We start from the raw sequence: 14,921 nt of genomic DNA, 5'->3' as shown, positions 1-14,921 counted from the left end.
GAGCCCAGCCGCGCCGGCCGGCTCGGGCCGGCGGTGGCGGAGCCGCCGCGGCCTTCGGCGGCCGCGCGGGCCCATCGCCCGTCGCTCACCGCCCAGCTGGAGGAGCCGGAGAGCACCCATGCCGGCCCGCCGCTGATGGCGGGCACGCCGGTGGTGCCGCAGCGCAAGGGCTGGTTCGGCAAGCGTCGCTGACCGGGCTGCCCTGCGGCCTGACCCTTGGACGCCAGGGGGCCGATCTGGTAATCGTCGCGGTCCCGACCGGACAGGCCTGACTTAGGATCGCGACCCGTGGCGCTCTCTCTGCACAACACGCTCACCCGGACGAAGGAAGCCTTCGTCCCGATCGACCCGAGCCATGTGCGGATGTATGTCTGCGGCCCGACGGTCTATGACTACGCCCATATCGGCAATGCCCGCCCGATCGTGGTGTTCGACGTGCTGTCCCGGCTGCTGCGGACGCTGTATCCGCGGGTGACCTATGTCCGCAACATCACCGACATCGAAGACAAGATCATCGAGCGGGCGAAGGCGAACAACGAGCCGATCGAGGCGCTGACCCGTCGCACCGGCGAGGCCTTCGCCGCGGACATGGCGGCGCTGGGGGCGCTGCCGCCCGACGTCCAGCCGCGGGCCACCGAATACATCCCGCAGATGCAGGCGATGATCGGCACGCTGGTCGACAAGGGCCATGCCTATGCGGCCCAGGGCCATGTCATGTTCAACGTGCCGTCGATGCCGGATTACGGCCAGCTGTCGCGCCGCAACCGCGAGGAGCTGATCGACGGCGCCCGGGTCGAGGTCGCGCCCTACAAGCGCGACCCGGCCGATTTCGTGTTGTGGAAGCCCTCGACCGATGACCAGCCGGGCTGGGACAGCCCCTGGGGCCGCGGCCGGCCGGGCTGGCACATCGAATGCTCGGCCATGGCCGAGGCTCATTTGGGCGACGAGTTCGACATCCATGCCGGCGGCGTCGACCTGATCTTCCCGCATCACGAGAACGAGATCGCGCAGAGCCGCTGCGCCCACGGCACCGAGCTGATGGCGCGCACCTGGCTGCACAACGGCTTCGTCATGGCCGAGGGCGAGAAGATGTCGAAGTCGCTCGGCAACTTCTACACGCCGCACGAGCTGCTGGAGGAGTTCCCGGGCGAGGCGCTGCGCTACGCCCTGCTGTCCGGCCACTACCGCCAGCCGCTCGACTTCACCAAGGAGGGCGTGCGCCAGGCCCGCGCGGCGCTGGACCGGCTGTATGGCGCCCTGCGCGCGGTCGAGACGATCGCGGCGAAGGACCCGTCGGACGCGCCGCATGTGGTGCAGATCGCGTTGGAGGATGACCTCAACACGCCGCAGGCGCTGGCGGCGCTGCACGACCTGGCCGGGGCGCTGAACAAGGCGGGCGATCCGGCCGTGCAGGCGCGGCTGAAGGGCGAGATCCTGTCCGGCGGCCGGCTGCTGGGCCTGCTGCAGCAGTCGCCGGAGGACTGGTTCCGCTGGCAGCCCAAGACCGCGTCGGGGCTGGGCGATGCCGAGATCGACGCGCTGGTGGCCGACCGGCGGGCGGCGCGGGCGGCCAAGGACTTCGCCGAGGCCGACCGCATCCGCGACGTGCTGACCGCCGCCGGCATCGCGCTGGAGGACAAGCCGGACCGCACGCTGTGGCGCCGGGTGGGGTGAGACGATGAGCGAGCGGATCTGGCTGTTCGACACCACCCTGCGCGACGGGGCGCAGACCCAGGGCGTGGATTTCTCGGTGGCCGACAAGATCGCCATCGCCAAGCGGCTCGACGCGCTGGGCATCGACTATGTCGAGGGCGGCTGGCCGGGCGCCAACCCGACCGACGACGCGCTGTTCCGCGACCCGCCGAAGCTGGCCAAGGCCCGCTTCACCGCCTTCGGCATGACCCGGCGGCCGGGCCGCAGCGCCGCCAACGATCCCGGCCTGTCGGCGTTGCTGAACAGCGACGTCGGGTCGATCTCCCTGGTCGGCAAGACCTGGGACTTCCATGTCGACGTCGCGCTGGGCATCCCGCGCGAGGAGAATCTCGAGCTGATCCGCGACAGCGTCGCCGAGGTGGTGGGCCGCGGCCGCGAGGTCGGCTTCGACTGCGAGCACTTCTTCGACGGCTGGAAGGCCAATCCGGACTACGCCCTGGCCTGCGCCAGGGCGGCCTATGAGGCCGGCGCCCGCTGGGTGGTGCTGTGCGACACCAATGGCGGCACCCTGCCGCATGAGGTGACCGAGATCGTCACCGCCGTGGCCCGGCACATCCCGGGCGACCGGCTGGGCATCCACACCCATGACGACACCGGCAACGCCGTGGCCAACAGCTTGGCGGCGGTGCGCGCCGGGGTGCGGCAGATCCAGGGCACGCTGAACGGGCTGGGCGAGCGCTGCGGCAACGCCAACCTGGTGACGCTGATCCCGACGCTGATGCTGAAGATGGGCTACGAGACCGGGGTGACCGAGGCCGGCCTGGCCTCGCTGACCGATCTCAGCCACTGGTTCGACGAGCGGCTGAACCGCACGCCCCTGTCCGGCGCGCCCTATGTCGGCGGCCGCGCCTTCGCCCATAAGGGCGGGCTGCACGTCTCCGCCATCGCCAAGGATCCGCGCTCCTACGAGCATGTGGCGCCGGAGCGGGTGGGCAACCGCCGCCATCTCGTCGTCTCCGACCAGGCCGGGCGGGCCAACATCCTGGCGCGCTTCGCCGAGATCGGCGTCGCCATCGACCCGAAGGACCGCAATGTCGACCGGCTGGTCGACCTGGTGAAGCAGCGCGAGTTCGAGGGCTATTCCTACGACACCGCCGCCGCCAGCTTCGAGCTGCTGGCGCGGCGCATGTTGGGCCAGGTGCCGGCCTATTTCGCCATGGACCGGTTCACCGTGGTCGATGAGCGGCGTTTCAACGCCCGCGGCGAGGTGGTGCAGGAATCCGAGGCCACGGTGCTGGTCCGCGTCGGCGACAAGACGCTGCACGAGGTCTCCTTCGGCAACGGCCCGGTCAACGCGCTGGACAACGCGATGCGCAAGGCGCTGGAGCCGATCTATCCCGGCCTCAAGCCGCTGCGGCTGGTCGACTTCAAGGTCCGCATCCTGCGCTCCAACGAAGGCACCGGCGCCATGCCGCGCGTGATGATCGAGACCGAGGATGCCGACGGCACCCGCTGGTCGACGATCGGCGTCTCGACCAACGTCATCGACGCCTCGTTCGAGGCGCTGGGCGACAGCTTCACCTATGCGCTGCTGCGGGCCGGCGCCACGGCACCCGTCTGATGGCCGGCACCGACCAGACCCGCGACCCGCTGCTGGGCGGTCCGGCGGTCATCCTGATCGAGCCGCAGATGGGCGAGAATATCGGCACCGCGGCGCGGGCGATGCTGAATTGCGGCCTGACCGACCTGCGGCTGGTGCGGCCGCGCGACGGCTGGCCGAACCCGAAGGCGGTGCCGACCGCATCGGGCGCCGACGCGGTGCTGGACCATGTCCGGGTGTTCGAGCGGACCGAGGACGCGATCGCCGATCTCGGCGCCGTCTACGCCACCACGGCGCGGCTGCGCGACCAGTTGAAGCCGGTGGTGACGCCGCGCCGCGCGGCGGAGGAGATGCGGGCGCATCACGCCGCGGGGGTGGCCGCCGGCATCCTGTTCGGGCCGGAGCGCACCGGCATGACCAATGACGACGTCGCCCTGGCCGATGCCGTGGTCAATGTGCCACTGAACCCCGCCTTCTCCTCGCTGAATCTGGGCCAGGCGGTGCTGCTGGTCTCCTATGAATGGTTCACCTCGGGCGACTCGACGCCGGAGCGGCGGCTGGACTATGAGGAGGACGCGCCGCCGGCCAGCAAGGAGCAGCTGGTCAACCTGTTCGAGCATTTGGAGGATGCGCTGGACGCCGGGCACTTCTTCCGGGTGCCGGAGAAGAAGCCGAGCATGCAGCGCAACATCCGCGCCTTCCTGCAGCGGGCCCGGCTGTCGGAGCAGGAGGTGCGCACCCTGCACGGCATGATCGTCGCCCTGGCCGGCCGGCGGAAGGGCGGGGAGTAGTCCCGGCGGCTTGGGCCGACTCTTCCAGTTCCTTACCCGTCATGGCGAGGCGCGGAGCGCCGTGGCCATCCAGAGGCCGGTGCGAGCCGCCCTGGATGGCCACGCCCCTTCGGGGCTCGCCATGACGGATAATGTTTTGGGCGCTGGCCCCAGGGATCACCCCGCCGGCCGAGTGATCCGCCCGGCCCAGTCCGATACGGCAGCAGCCACCGTCTTCAGATGGTCGGCGGCGGTGAAGCCGGAGACGCTCTTGCGCGGCTTCAGATCGTGGTCGCCATCCTCCAGCCACAGCAGCTCGATCCGGTCCGACAACGGGTAGCCGGCGACCTCGTCGCGGGTGCCGAACGCGTCGCGCGTGCCCTGGCAGATCAGTGCCGGGGTCTTCAGATCGACCAGATGTGCGGTGCGCAGCTGCGCCGGCTTGCCCGGCGGGTGGAACGGATAGCCCAGGCACAGCAGCCCGGCGATGTGACCGGCGGCGAACAACTCGTCCGCGACCATCGAGGCGACGCGGCCGCCCATCGACTTGCCGCCGATGATGAGAGGCCCCTTCGTCCCGAGGGCGTCGACCGCCGCCCGGTATTCCGGGATCACGGCCTCGGCCCGCGTCGGCGGCTTGCGCTGCCCGTCACGTCGCGCCGCCATGTAGCCGAACTCGAAGCGCGCGACCCGGAACCCGGCTTCAGCCAGGGCCATCGCCGCCGCGGTCATCGAGGCCGAATCCATCGGCGCGCCGGCGCCATGCGCCAGCAGGAGGGTGGTGCGGGCCCCGGCGGGCCCGTCGATCAGGAAGGTCGGTGCCATGGTCCGGAGCCTAGCATGGCGGCCGGAGCTTCAGACCAGCAGCGACGCCAGGGCCGTAAGGCCGATTCCGAGCAGCAACGGCCAGCCGATGTGCCGGCCGCGGCTGGAGAGGGCGGTGAACGCGCCGATCGCGGTGAAGGCCGCGCCGGTCCCGGCCGCCGCCCACCAGCGCACCGCCGCCGGGTCCAGCACCAGCGCAGCCAGGATCAGGGCGACGACCGCCCAGGCCACGCTGGTGATGTGCCAGGCGAAGCGGAGGATGAAGCGGGCGAGGGGGCTTTTCAGGATGCCGTCGCGGCGCGCCAGCACCGGGCCGATCAGCCGCCGCTCTCCCGCCACGGAATGCACCGCGGCGGTGACGATCAGCAGCAATGCCGCCGCGAGCAGCAGGCCGTCCGACATGAGATGTCCTCCTCAGATGCCGGGGCGTGGCCCGGCGCTGGATCAGGACCCGGGGATCAGGACGGCGCCGGCCAGGCCGTGCCGGCCGGCGCCGCGTCGGCGAGGGGCGCGTCGGGATGCAGCCGCTCGACCTGCAGCTCAAGCCGGGCGCGGACCAGGCGGTAGCCGAACTGGCGCAGCACATCGGCCAGGGCGGCGCGCAGCTGGATGTCGCCCAGCGTCAACGTCTCCACCGGCGGTGCCGGCTCGACGGCCGGCGTGGCCGCCAGTCGCCGCGGAGCCTGGTCGCGCCAGCCGGCGATGCCGGTCCGGCGCAGCGCCGCCAGGAAGCGGTAGACGGTGGCCAGGCTGATCCGCGGGTCCAGCCGCCGCGCCCGGCCCAGGATCTCCTGGGCGTCGAGCGCGTGGTCGGCCTCGGCCAGCACCGCCAGCAGGACGCGGCGCGGCCGGGTCGGCCGCAGCCCGGCATCGCGCAGCCGGGCCAGGGCCGGGGAAGGGAAGGCGGGGCTCATGGCCCTCAGCCGCGCCGGATCTCGGCCGCGGCCCGGGCCAGGATCTCGACGATCCGGGTCTCCGCGTCCGGGTCGGCGCCGGCGTCCAGCTTCTGCTCGGTCGCCTCGCGCAGGTTGTCCAGCGCCGCGGCGACCAGGGAGGGCAGGCGGCTCGACCGGTCGCGCTCGCGCTCCCGCTCGCCGCCCATCATCTTGTTGACCCAGGCGATCTTCTCGCCGGCCGCGGCCAGGCGGCCCAGCACGGCGTCGATGATGCCGCGGTTGCTGTCGAGATAGGCGCGGCCCTCGGCGGTGATGGTGTAGAGCTTCTTGCTGCCCTCGGCCGCCTCGACCGTGACGTAGCCGGCCTCTTCCAGATAGGTCAGGGTCGGGTAGACCGTGCCAGGGCTCGGGCTGTACCAGCCGCCGGTCTTGTCCTCGATCAGCTTGATGATCTCGTAGCCGTGGCGCGGCTGCTGCTCGATCAGGGCCAGCGCCAGCAGGCGCAGATCGCCCTGGGCCAGCATCCGGCCGGCGCGCATCATGTCGCCGCCGCCGCCGAACCCGCCGAAGCCACGGCCACCGAAGCCGCCGCCATGGCCCCACCGGCCGCCGCGCCCGCGGCCGCCAGCCCACATCTCGTCGCCGTCCCGGCCCTGCCGGCCGCCCCAGCCCTCGCCGCAATCGCCGCGGGAGCCATGATCGTCGCGATGACCGCGATGATGTCTTCCGAACATCGAATTCACTCCATAGGTTCGATATATCGTAAGATATGGCGGCCAAAGACCGGTTTCAAGATATATCTTAAGATGTGTCACAGGGTAACTCTGCCAAGGCTGAAGGCGTCCGTACCAGAGGGGCGAGGTTGAGAGCGACCGCGCCGCCGTCGATGGCTATCGACCCGTTGCGGACCGTCGGCGATGTATTCAAACTCTCATCGGATCGAGGCGCGCGCAAACCGCATCAGCTTCTATGCGTAGCTCGCCCCAGTCTCCTTCGAGGAAGTAGCCGCTCGAACCGCACAAGAATGCGTCAATGTTTCCATAATCTTTCTGGCCAGACGGATCATGGAAGGGTTTAAATACTCTACGCAACCACTGCTTAGACTTAATTCCTTCAAAGAGAATGTATCCGGAGCGATAGCAGTGCCTCTCGTTCTTGTGAGGAGGATGATAATCTGGATGATCGCGGGTGAGCACAAATTCCATTGAGAATTGCAGGTCCTGCTCGCCCTCGATTAGGCCCAGCACAAAGCTGTCCTCCAGGTAGAGATGCTCGAAACCAGGCAGGCTGTCGTAAGAGCGCTCCATCTTGTAGTCTCATCCTGACCCAGCACGTGGTATCGAGGCATGATTCCTTCCCATCCGCAATCCGCCCTTTGCCGACCATCGCAGGCACTCACGGCCTGTGTGAACGCAACGTTTGGTTGCCTTAACTCATCGATATGTTCATGATACGTTCCATGGACATGGCGCCATCCGCCTCTGACCCGGCCCTCGCCGAACCGACCGATCCCGACCGGGAGCGGAGCGAGCGGCATGCGCGGATGCTGGCGCGGCTGGGCGAACTCGCCCTCGGCCTGGCCGAGGCGGTGCAGGGCCAGGCGGTGGAATCCACGCGCCAAGCGCCGGAGGAGGCTGCCGATCGCACCCGCGGGCTCGGCCTGGTGTTCGCCCGGCTCTCCTACGAGGTGCGCCAGACCGTTGCGCTGGAAGCCCGACTCGCGGCCGACGATCGGGCGGCGGCGGCCGAGCGGGCCGCCGCCGCGGCGCAGGACTGCTGGCGCCGGCGGCGGAACCTGGTCAAGCGCCTGGTCTTCGAGGCCGTCAGCGACGTCAATGTGAACGAGCGGAACCCCGATCTGGTGTTCCATCGCGAAGACATGCTGCTCGAACTGGACGACCGGCTCGAGGATGACGGGTTCAAGCAGGACATCGGCGATCTGCCGATCGGCGAGGTCGTCGCCCGGTTCTGCCGCGGGCTGCGCGTCGAGCCGGATTGGAGCCTGTGGCAGGCCGAGCCCTGGGCGATCGAGGAGGCCGGGCACCCGCTGTCGCCCTATGCCCGGCCCGAAGCCGCCCCGGCGACGCCGAAGCACCCTCGGCCCCCGGTCGCGGAACCGATGCCGGATCAGCCGCCCCCGCGGCCGCCGCCCAGGCCGCCGAAGCCGGACAGCAGCTAGCCGTCCCGGTGTATCCGGCTCTGCCTCGGCAGGGGCCACGGCAAGCGGCCCTGGATTGCTTCGCTGCGCTCGCAATGACGGTGTGGGTGAGAGAGGGGAGTAATACCTGCCCTTATTGAGGATGACCCATGATCCTCACCGTCATGGCGAGCGAAGCGTGGCCATCCAGTCCCGCCGTCGGAGCGGGCCTCGCCAACCTGGATGGCCACGCCCCTGCGGGGCTCGCCATGACGAGGAAGGGGCCGGAGAGTCGGCCTCAATGAGAGTTGGTATGAGAGGGCAGAACCGATGACATGCCGGCCTCGATTGACCGGCTCTCGGCCGCGCTGATACACATCGGCGCGACGGTTCCCGCATGGGATCAAAAGGGAACACGGTGGCGCTCTTCCCCATCAGGTGGAGGGGCGGAATCCGTGGCTGCCCCCGCAACTGTCAGCGGATCGCCGAACGTCACGGGCCCCTCAAGGGCCAGGCCACTGCCCGCGGCGCGGGTGGGAAGGCCGGCGCCAAGCCATGATCCGCGAGCCAGGAGACCTGCCGTCGCAGCGCAATCCGTTTTCCGGGCGGGGTGGCCCGGGCAGGAGGCTCCATGACGGCATTCCGTTCCTTCCCTTCACGCGCCCTGGCCCTGGCCGGGTTGGCGTTCCTCGCCCTGTCGCCGGCGGCCTGGGCCGACCCGACGCAGTATCCGCTGATCCTCCGCAACTGCGGCGTCGACATCACCTTCGCCGAGGCGCCGCAGCGCGCCGTCTCGATCGGCCAGAGCAGCACCGAGATCCTGCTGGCGCTGGGCCTGGCCGACCGCATCGTCGGCACCGCCGTCTGGTTCGGCCCGGTGCTGAAGGAATACGAGGCGGCGAACGCGAGGATCCCACGCCTGGCCGACAACGACCCCAGCTTCGAATCCGTGGTGGGGAAGGAGCCGGATCTGGTGACGGCCCAGTTCGAATGGCATGTCGGGCCGCAGGGGTCGGTCGGCACGCGCGAGCAGTTCGCCGGTCTCGGCATCCCGACCTACATCTCGCCGGCCGACTGCGTCGAGAAGGACAATTCCGGCGGCGGCGACGGCGTGCGCAAGCAGCTGTTCACCATGGACCTCGTCTACCGGGAGATCCACGACCTGGCCCGGATCTTCGACGTCGCCGACCGGGGCGAGGCGCTGGTCGCCGACCTGCGGAAGCGCGAGGCCGCGGCCATCGCCTCGGTGGCGGGCGCCAGGCTCGACAACGTGCCGGTGGTGTTCTGGTTCTCCAGCAAGGAGGTGGCGGGCGAGGCGTTCGTCGGCGGCAAGAACGGCGTGCCGGCCTATATCCTGCAGCAGCTCGGCGCCCGCAACGTCATCACCACGGAGGAGGAGTGGCCGCTGGTGAGCTGGGAGCGCATCGCCGCCGCCGACCCCGCGATCATCGTAATGGCGGAGATGAGCCGCCGCCGCTATGCCGCCGACGACACCGCGGTGAAGCTGGACTTCCTCGCCACCGACCCTGTCGCCAGCCAGCTCGAGGCGGTGAAGCACAAGCGTTTCGTGGTGATGGACGTGCAGGCGATGCAGCCCTCCATCCGCGCGGTCGACGGCATCGAGGCGCTGGCCCGCGGCATCAAGAGCTTCGGTCTCGGGGGATGAAGCCGCTCTTCGACGGCGGCTGGGGCGTCCGCGCCCTGCTGGCGGTGCTGTCGCTGGCGGCGCTGGTGGTGGCCATCGCGCTCGCCGTGTCGATCGGCGAGATGGCGATCCCGCTGACCACGACGGTCCGGGCGCTGGCCAACCGGCTGTTCGGCGCCGGTTTCGCTGTCAGCCCGATCCAGGAAGGCGTGATCTGGGACTACCGGCTCAGCCGCGCTTTGGTGGCGGCCTGCTGCGGCGCCGCGCTGGCCCTGTCCGGCGCCATCCTGCAGGCGCTGCTGCGCAACCCGCTGGCGGAGCCCTATGTCCTCGGCATCTCCGCCGGCGCGTCGACCGGCGCGGTGGCGGTGATGATCGCGGGCATCGGCGGCGGGGCGATCTCGCTGTCCGGCGGCGCCTTCATCGGCGCCGTCCTGGCCTTCCTGCTGGTGTCGCTGCTGGCGGCCGGGGTCGGCGGCGGCATCGACCGGGTGATCCTGGCCGGCGTCGCCGGGTCGCAGCTGTTCAACGCGCTGACCTCCACCATCGTCACCACCTCGGCCAATGCCGAGCAGGCGCGCGGCGTGATGTTCTGGCTGCTCGGCAGCCTCGGCGGGGTGCGGTGGCCGGATGTGCAGGTGGCGGTGCCGGTCGCGGCGATCGGCTTCGTGCTGTGCATCCTGCACGCCCGTGCGCTCGACGCCTTCACCTTCGGGGCGGATGCCGCGGCCTCCTTGGGCATCGCCGTCACCCGGGTGCGGGTGGTGCTGTTCGCGGCCACCGCGGCGATGACGGCGACCATGGTCAGCATCATCGGGTCGGTCGGCTTCGTCGGCCTGGTCATCCCGCATGCCGCGCGCTTCCTGGTCGGGCCCGGCCATGCCCGGCTGCTGCCGGCCTCGGCGATGATCGGCGCCATCTTCATGGTGCTGGCCGACATCGTCTCGCGCATCATCATCCCGCAGCAGATCCTGCCGATCGGCGTGGTCACCGCCCTGTTCGGCGCGCCGGCCTTCGCCGTGCTGCTCTATCGCGCGAGGCGGGCGGCATGACCATCGCGACGCAGGATGTGCGCTGGGCCGCCGGCGGCCGCATGATCGTCGACGGCGTGACGCTGGAGGCGGCGCCCGGCCGGATGCTGGGCCTGCTGGGCCCGAACGGCGCCGGCAAATCGACCCTGCTGCGCCTGATCTGCCGGCTGCGGCGGGTGGAGAGCGGGGTGATCACCCTGGGCGGCGCCGACATCGCCGACCTGCCCCGCGCGGCCATCGCCCGCCGGGTCGCCCTGGTCGAGCAGCAGGCGATGACCGACGCCCAGGTGACGGTGCTGGACGTGGTGCGGCTGGGCCGCACGCCCCATCGCGGCCCGCTGTCGCCCTGGAGCGGCCGCGACGATGCGGCGGTGGCGGACGCGCTGCGCCGGGTCGGGCTGGAGGGCAAGCGCGGCCAGTCCTGGCACACGCTGTCGGGCGGGGAACGGCAGCGGGTGCAGATCGCGCGCGCCCTGGCCCAGACCCCGTCCGAGCTGCTGCTGGACGAGCCGACCAACCATCTCGACGTGCAGCACCAGCTCGAGATCCTGGCGCTGGTCGGGCGGCTGCCGGCGACCAGCATCGTCGCCCTGCACGACCTCAACCTGGCCGCGATGTTCTGCGACGCCGTGGCGCTGCTGCGGGAGGGAAGGGTGGTCTGCGCCGGCGCGCCGGAGGAGATCCTGACCGAGGCGCGGATCCGCGAGGTGTTCGACGTGCGGGCGCATGTCGAGCGGTCGCCGCATCACGGCCGGCCGCATATCCATTATTTGCCGGGGTGACGCCGGTGGCACTCCCCGCCGGGCTGAAAGCCGCTTCAGGCTTGACATTGCGGCCCAAATGGCGTTCTTCACCGCTTCCATTCCCGGGAACGCGGGTCCGGTGCGTGAGCCGGCGCCCCGCTCTGCCATTGGCAGGGCCTACCGGGACAACATGAGAGAAGAAGGACCGCGCGCGTGAGCAAGCGCCAGAATTCGAAGCACAAGATCGACCGCCGCCTTGGCGTCAACCTCTGGGGCCGTCCGAAGAGCCCCCTGAACAACCGCGAATACGGCCCGGGCCAGCACGGCCAGCGGCGCAAGAAGCCGACCGATTTCGGCACGCAGCTGATGTCCAAGCAGAAGCTGAAGGGCTACTACGGCAACATCGGCGAGAAGCAGTTCCGCCGCCTGTTCGACGAGGCCGTGCGCCGCAAGGGCGACACCGGCGAGAACCTGATCGGCCTGCTGGAGCGCCGCCTGGACACCGTCGTCTACCGGATGAAGTTCGTCCCGACCGTGTTCGCCGCCCGCCAGCTGGTCAACCACGGCCATGTCCTGGTGAACGGCAAGCGTCTCAACATCGCCTCCTACCAGGTCAAGGACGGCGACGTGATCGAGATCAAGCAGAAGTCGCGTGAGATGGCCCTGATCCTGGGCGCCATCGCGTCGTCCGAGCGCGAGGTGCCGGAGTACATCGAGGTCGACCACGGCGCCTTCAAGGGCAAGGTCGTGCGCACCCCGGCCCTGGCCGACGTGCCGTACCCGGTCCAGATGGAACCGAACCTGGTGGTCGAGTTCTACAGCCGCTGATCCTCGGCCGGCTGTCCGACGGAAGAAGGGGCGCTCTCCGGGGCGCCCCTTTTTCGTTGAGAGCTGGATGAGTTGAGGGTCGATCGGGCTATCCCGATCTCGCCAGGCCGGTAAGGTGTTGCCTCTCCCGCTTGCGGGAGAGGTCGGAGACGCGAAGCGGCTCCGGGTGAGGGGAGTTTGTCGAGGCCGGGACCAGCCCTCACCCGGTCTCGCTGCGCGAGCCCGACCTCTCCCGCGTCCGGCGGGAGAGGCAACGCGCGAAGACGCTCGACATCCTGTCAGCCGGTCCGAACGGACTGACGCGACCCGGCCTCAATTCATTCCGCTCTAGCCGACGCCGTGGCGTGGCGCGACCGGCAGGCGGGCGCGCCGGGTGGCGTCGATGGTGAACAGGACGAGGCCGGCCCAGATGAAGCCGAAGGTCACCAGCGTGGCGGGCCGCAGCGGCTCCTCGAACACCAGCGTCGCCAGCACCAGGTTGATGCTCGGCGACAGGTACTGCAGCAGCCCGACGGTCGACAGCGGCAGGTGCCGTGCCCCGATCATGTACAGCACGATCGGCAGGCCGGTGATCAGCCCCGAGGCCATGATCGCCAGCGACATCGCCCAGCCCTCACCGCCGGCGGCCAGCGGGCCGAAGGCGCCTGCGCCCTGGCTCCACAGCCACAGCAGATAGGCCAGGCAGACCGGCAGCAGGAAGGCCGTCTCGACCATCAGCCCGACGAAGGGATCGATCCTCTCGCGCTTGCGGATCAGGCCGTAGAAGCCCCAGGTCAGGGCCAGGGCCAGCGCGATCCACGGGATCTCGCCGGCACCGATCACCGAGATCAGGACGCCGGCCGCGGCCAGGCACGCGGCTGCCACCTGCGCCCGGCTCAGCCGCTCGCCCAGGAAGGCGACCCCGAGCAGGACATTGATCAGCGGGCTCAGGTAATAGCCGAGCGCCGACTGCACCAGATAGCCGTTCAGCACCGCCCAGATGAAGACGCTCCAATTCGCGGTCACCAGGGCGGTGGTGGCGCAATAGGTCAGGAAGCGGCGGCGGCTGCGCAGCACGTCGCCGATCTCGTGCAACCGCCCGAGGGCCAGCAGCAGCAGGCCCAGCATGACGACGCTCCACAGGATGCGATGCGCCACGATCTGCCAGGCGCCGACATGCTCCACCGCCTTGAAGTAGAGCGGCGCGAAGCCCCAGATCAGGAAGGCGCCGAGCGCCGCGCCCGCCCCGAAGCCGGCATGGCTGCGGCTGGCTTGAGTGTCGGCCGACATCGTGGTCCCCGGTCCGGCGTCAGCGGGCAACGGCCCGGGCCGCAACGAGGCGGGCCCGGCCGGCGCCGACACCGGCGATCCCCGCCGCCGTGCCGATGGCGAGGACGAAGAAGCCCGCCGCGGCCCAGCCGCCGGTCCAGTCGTGCAGCAAACCGATCAGCAGCGGCCCGCCGGAGGCCAGGGTGTAGCCCACGCCCTGCGACATCGAGGAGAGATGGGCCGCGACATGAGCGTCCGGCGTACGCAGCACCACCAGGGTCAGCGCCACGGCGAAGGCGGCGCCCTGGCCGATGCCGAGCAGCACGATCCACAGCCAGATGGTGCCCAGCGGCGCGAAGATGCAGCCCAGGAATCCGACGAGCGAGAACGCCATGCACAGGACGGCGGCCAGGCGCTGGTCGCGGCCGCGGGTCGCCAGCGACGGCGCCACCAGCGCCGCGGCGACCTGGACCATGATCGAGACCGAGACCATGATCCCGGCGGCCACGCCATCGATGCCGCGGTCGCGCAGGATCGGCGCCAGCCAGCCGAAGACGCTGTAGGCCAGCGAGGATTGCAGCCCCATGAACAGCGTCACCTGCCAGGCCAGCGGGTCGCTCCACAGGCCGCGCACGGTGAAGCCGGCATGGGCGGCCGGGCCCTGGCGCGGCGGGATCTGCGTCAGCCAGACCAGGGCGGCGATGACCGCCGGAACGGCCCAGAAGGCCAGGGCCGCGGCCCAGGATCCGCCGGCGGCCTGGGTGATCGGCAGGGTGGCGCCGGCGGCCAGGGCGGCGCCGGCGCACAGCGCCATGGTGTAGACGCCGGTCATCAGCGGCGCCTTGTCCGGGAAGTCGCGCTTGACGATCCCCGGCAGCAGCACGTTGGTGACGCCGATGCCGGCGCCGGCCAGGACGGCGCCCAGCAGCAGGGCGGGCGGCGTGCCCAGGCCGCGCAGCGCGGTGCCGGCCGCCAGCACCAGCAGCAGCGCCAGCACCGCGCGCTCGGTGCCCAGCCGCCGGCTGATCCGCGGCGCCAGCACGCCGAACAGGCCGAGGCAGACCACCGGCGCGGTCGTCAGCAGGCTGGCGCCGCCGGCGGACAGGCCGGTATCGGCGATGATCTCCTTCAGCACCGGCCCCAGGCTGGACAGCGCCGGTCGCAGGTTGAGCGCGATCAGCACCAGGCTGACGACCAGCAGCCACCCGGCCTTCAACGGCGTTGCCGGCGCCGGGATGTCGTCGACCTCGGCGTCGATCAGCAGCTCGTCGGAGAGGTCATGGGGCACGGCTCGGGCCTTCCGATCCTGCTCGGCTGTCGACACCACGGGCATCCTCCTGGCACGCAACAACTCCGCGCCGGTCGGCTCCCGGGCGGTTGGCCGCCATTCTGGACGGGGCGGGGCGTCACCGCCCGCCCCACCTCGTCATGCCAGGGTCCAGGGCTCGGCATGACGCGGTCCGCGCAGCCGGCGGGGCCGTCGGTCAGGGGCGAATCGAAAAGAGGGGCGGCGAAAATACACATCCGCCCCGGACGGCGCACCCT

At 70.6% G+C, this 14,921-nt stretch carries 16 protein-coding genes and 1 riboswitch; of the genes, 9 read left to right on the top strand and 7 right to left on the bottom strand.

The window, feature by feature from the left end; all coding sequences use genetic code 11:
• The 4 genes from BWR60_RS37060 to BWR60_RS14850 all read left to right on the top strand — a co-directional run.
• Nucleotides 1-192 (top strand): hypothetical protein (locus BWR60_RS37060; RefSeq protein WP_218823509.1); only part of this gene is annotated, 192 nt, incomplete at its 5' end.
• A 96-nt stretch (nt 193-288) separates the two neighbouring features.
• Nucleotides 289-1,674 (top strand): cysteine--tRNA ligase, encoded by a 1,386-nt coding sequence (cysS, locus tag BWR60_RS14860; RefSeq protein WP_088151801.1) that lies wholly within the window; start codon nt 289-291, stop codon nt 1,672-1,674.
• A 4-nt stretch (nt 1,675-1,678) separates the two neighbouring features.
• Complete coding sequence (gene cimA, locus BWR60_RS14855; protein WP_088151800.1) at nt 1,679-3,274, top strand: citramalate synthase; 1,596 nt, start codon at nt 1,679-1,681, stop codon at nt 3,272-3,274.
• Nucleotides 3,274-4,044 carry an RNA methyltransferase gene (locus BWR60_RS14850; RefSeq protein WP_088151799.1) on the top strand — a complete coding sequence of 257 codons (771 nt, stop codon included), beginning with the start codon at nt 3,274-3,276 and terminating at the stop codon, nt 4,042-4,044. Before cimA ends, BWR60_RS14850 begins: the two co-directional genes overlap by 1 nt.
• Nucleotides 4,045-4,200: 156 nt before the next feature.
• On the opposite strand, the gene BWR60_RS14845 is transcribed toward BWR60_RS14850, so the two are convergent.
• From BWR60_RS14845 to BWR60_RS36360, 5 genes are all read right to left on the bottom strand, one after another.
• Nucleotides 4,201-4,848, bottom strand: a complete 648-nt coding sequence (locus BWR60_RS14845; RefSeq protein WP_088151798.1) for an alpha/beta hydrolase family protein — start codon at nt 4,846-4,848, stop codon at nt 4,201-4,203.
• 30 nt (nt 4,849-4,878) lie between these two features.
• Complete coding sequence (locus tag BWR60_RS14840; protein WP_088151797.1) at nt 4,879-5,250, bottom strand: hypothetical protein; 372 nt, start codon at nt 5,248-5,250, stop codon at nt 4,879-4,881.
• 56 nt (nt 5,251-5,306) lie between these two features.
• Nucleotides 5,307-5,762: a Fur family transcriptional regulator gene (locus BWR60_RS14835; protein WP_088151796.1), complete on the bottom strand. Its 456-nt coding sequence runs from the start codon at nt 5,760-5,762 to the stop codon at nt 5,307-5,309.
• Between the two features lie 5 nt (nt 5,763-5,767).
• Nucleotides 5,768-6,478 carry a PadR family transcriptional regulator gene (locus tag BWR60_RS14830; protein WP_230983060.1) on the bottom strand — a complete coding sequence of 237 codons (711 nt, stop codon included), beginning with the start codon at nt 6,476-6,478 and terminating at the stop codon, nt 5,768-5,770.
• 189 nt (nt 6,479-6,667) lie between these two features.
• Complete coding sequence (locus BWR60_RS36360; protein ID WP_144445624.1) at nt 6,668-7,051, bottom strand: hypothetical protein; 384 nt, start codon at nt 7,049-7,051, stop codon at nt 6,668-6,670.
• A 152-nt stretch (nt 7,052-7,203) separates the two neighbouring features.
• Between BWR60_RS36360 and BWR60_RS14825 the strand changes: the two genes are divergently transcribed.
• The 5 genes from BWR60_RS14825 to rpsD all read left to right on the top strand — a co-directional run bounded on the left by BWR60_RS14825 (nt 7,204) and on the right by rpsD (nt 12,128).
• Nucleotides 7,204-7,923: a hypothetical protein gene (locus tag BWR60_RS14825; RefSeq protein ID WP_088151795.1), complete on the top strand. Its 720-nt coding sequence runs from the start codon at nt 7,204-7,206 to the stop codon at nt 7,921-7,923.
• A 328-nt stretch (nt 7,924-8,251) separates the two neighbouring features.
• A riboswitch (cobalamin riboswitch) is annotated at nt 8,252-8,479 on the top strand.
• Nucleotides 8,480-8,512: 33 nt separating this feature from the next.
• Nucleotides 8,513-9,547 (top strand): ABC transporter substrate-binding protein, encoded by a 1,035-nt coding sequence (locus tag BWR60_RS37650; protein ID WP_218823508.1) that lies wholly within the window; start codon nt 8,513-8,515, stop codon nt 9,545-9,547.
• A complete protein-coding gene (locus BWR60_RS37645; RefSeq protein ID WP_218823507.1) occupies nt 9,544-10,578 on the top strand; it encodes a FecCD family ABC transporter permease in 1,035 nt (344 codons plus the stop codon). Before BWR60_RS37650 ends, BWR60_RS37645 begins: the two co-directional genes overlap by 4 nt.
• Complete coding sequence (locus tag BWR60_RS14815) at nt 10,575-11,339, top strand: ABC transporter ATP-binding protein (RefSeq protein WP_088151794.1); 765 nt, start codon at nt 10,575-10,577, stop codon at nt 11,337-11,339. Before BWR60_RS37645 ends, BWR60_RS14815 begins: the two co-directional genes overlap by 4 nt.
• A gap of 174 nt (nt 11,340-11,513) precedes the next feature.
• Nucleotides 11,514-12,128 carry a 30S ribosomal protein S4 gene (gene rpsD, locus BWR60_RS14810; protein ID WP_034845276.1) on the top strand — a complete coding sequence of 205 codons (615 nt, stop codon included), beginning with the start codon at nt 11,514-11,516 and terminating at the stop codon, nt 12,126-12,128.
• Between the two features lie 327 nt (nt 12,129-12,455).
• Here rpsD and rarD read toward each other — a convergent pair whose 3' ends face one another.
• Together rarD and BWR60_RS14800 are read right to left on the bottom strand one after the other, a co-directional pair.
• Complete coding sequence (gene rarD / locus BWR60_RS14805; protein ID WP_088151793.1) at nt 12,456-13,397, bottom strand: EamA family transporter RarD; 942 nt, start codon at nt 13,395-13,397, stop codon at nt 12,456-12,458.
• Between the two features lie 19 nt (nt 13,398-13,416).
• Nucleotides 13,417-14,703: a CynX/NimT family MFS transporter gene (locus BWR60_RS14800; protein ID WP_230983059.1), complete on the bottom strand. Its 1,287-nt coding sequence runs from the start codon at nt 14,701-14,703 to the stop codon at nt 13,417-13,419.
• Between the last annotated feature and the right edge of the window lie 218 nt (nt 14,704-14,921).

The sequence above is a fragment of the Inquilinus limosus genome (assembly GCF_002195995.1).
Taxonomy (GTDB): domain Bacteria; phylum Pseudomonadota; class Alphaproteobacteria; order DSM-16000; family Inquilinaceae; genus Inquilinus; species Inquilinus limosus_C.
The sequence above is the reverse complement of the archived record's forward strand: the minus strand, read 5'-3'. Positions and strand labels throughout refer to the sequence as shown.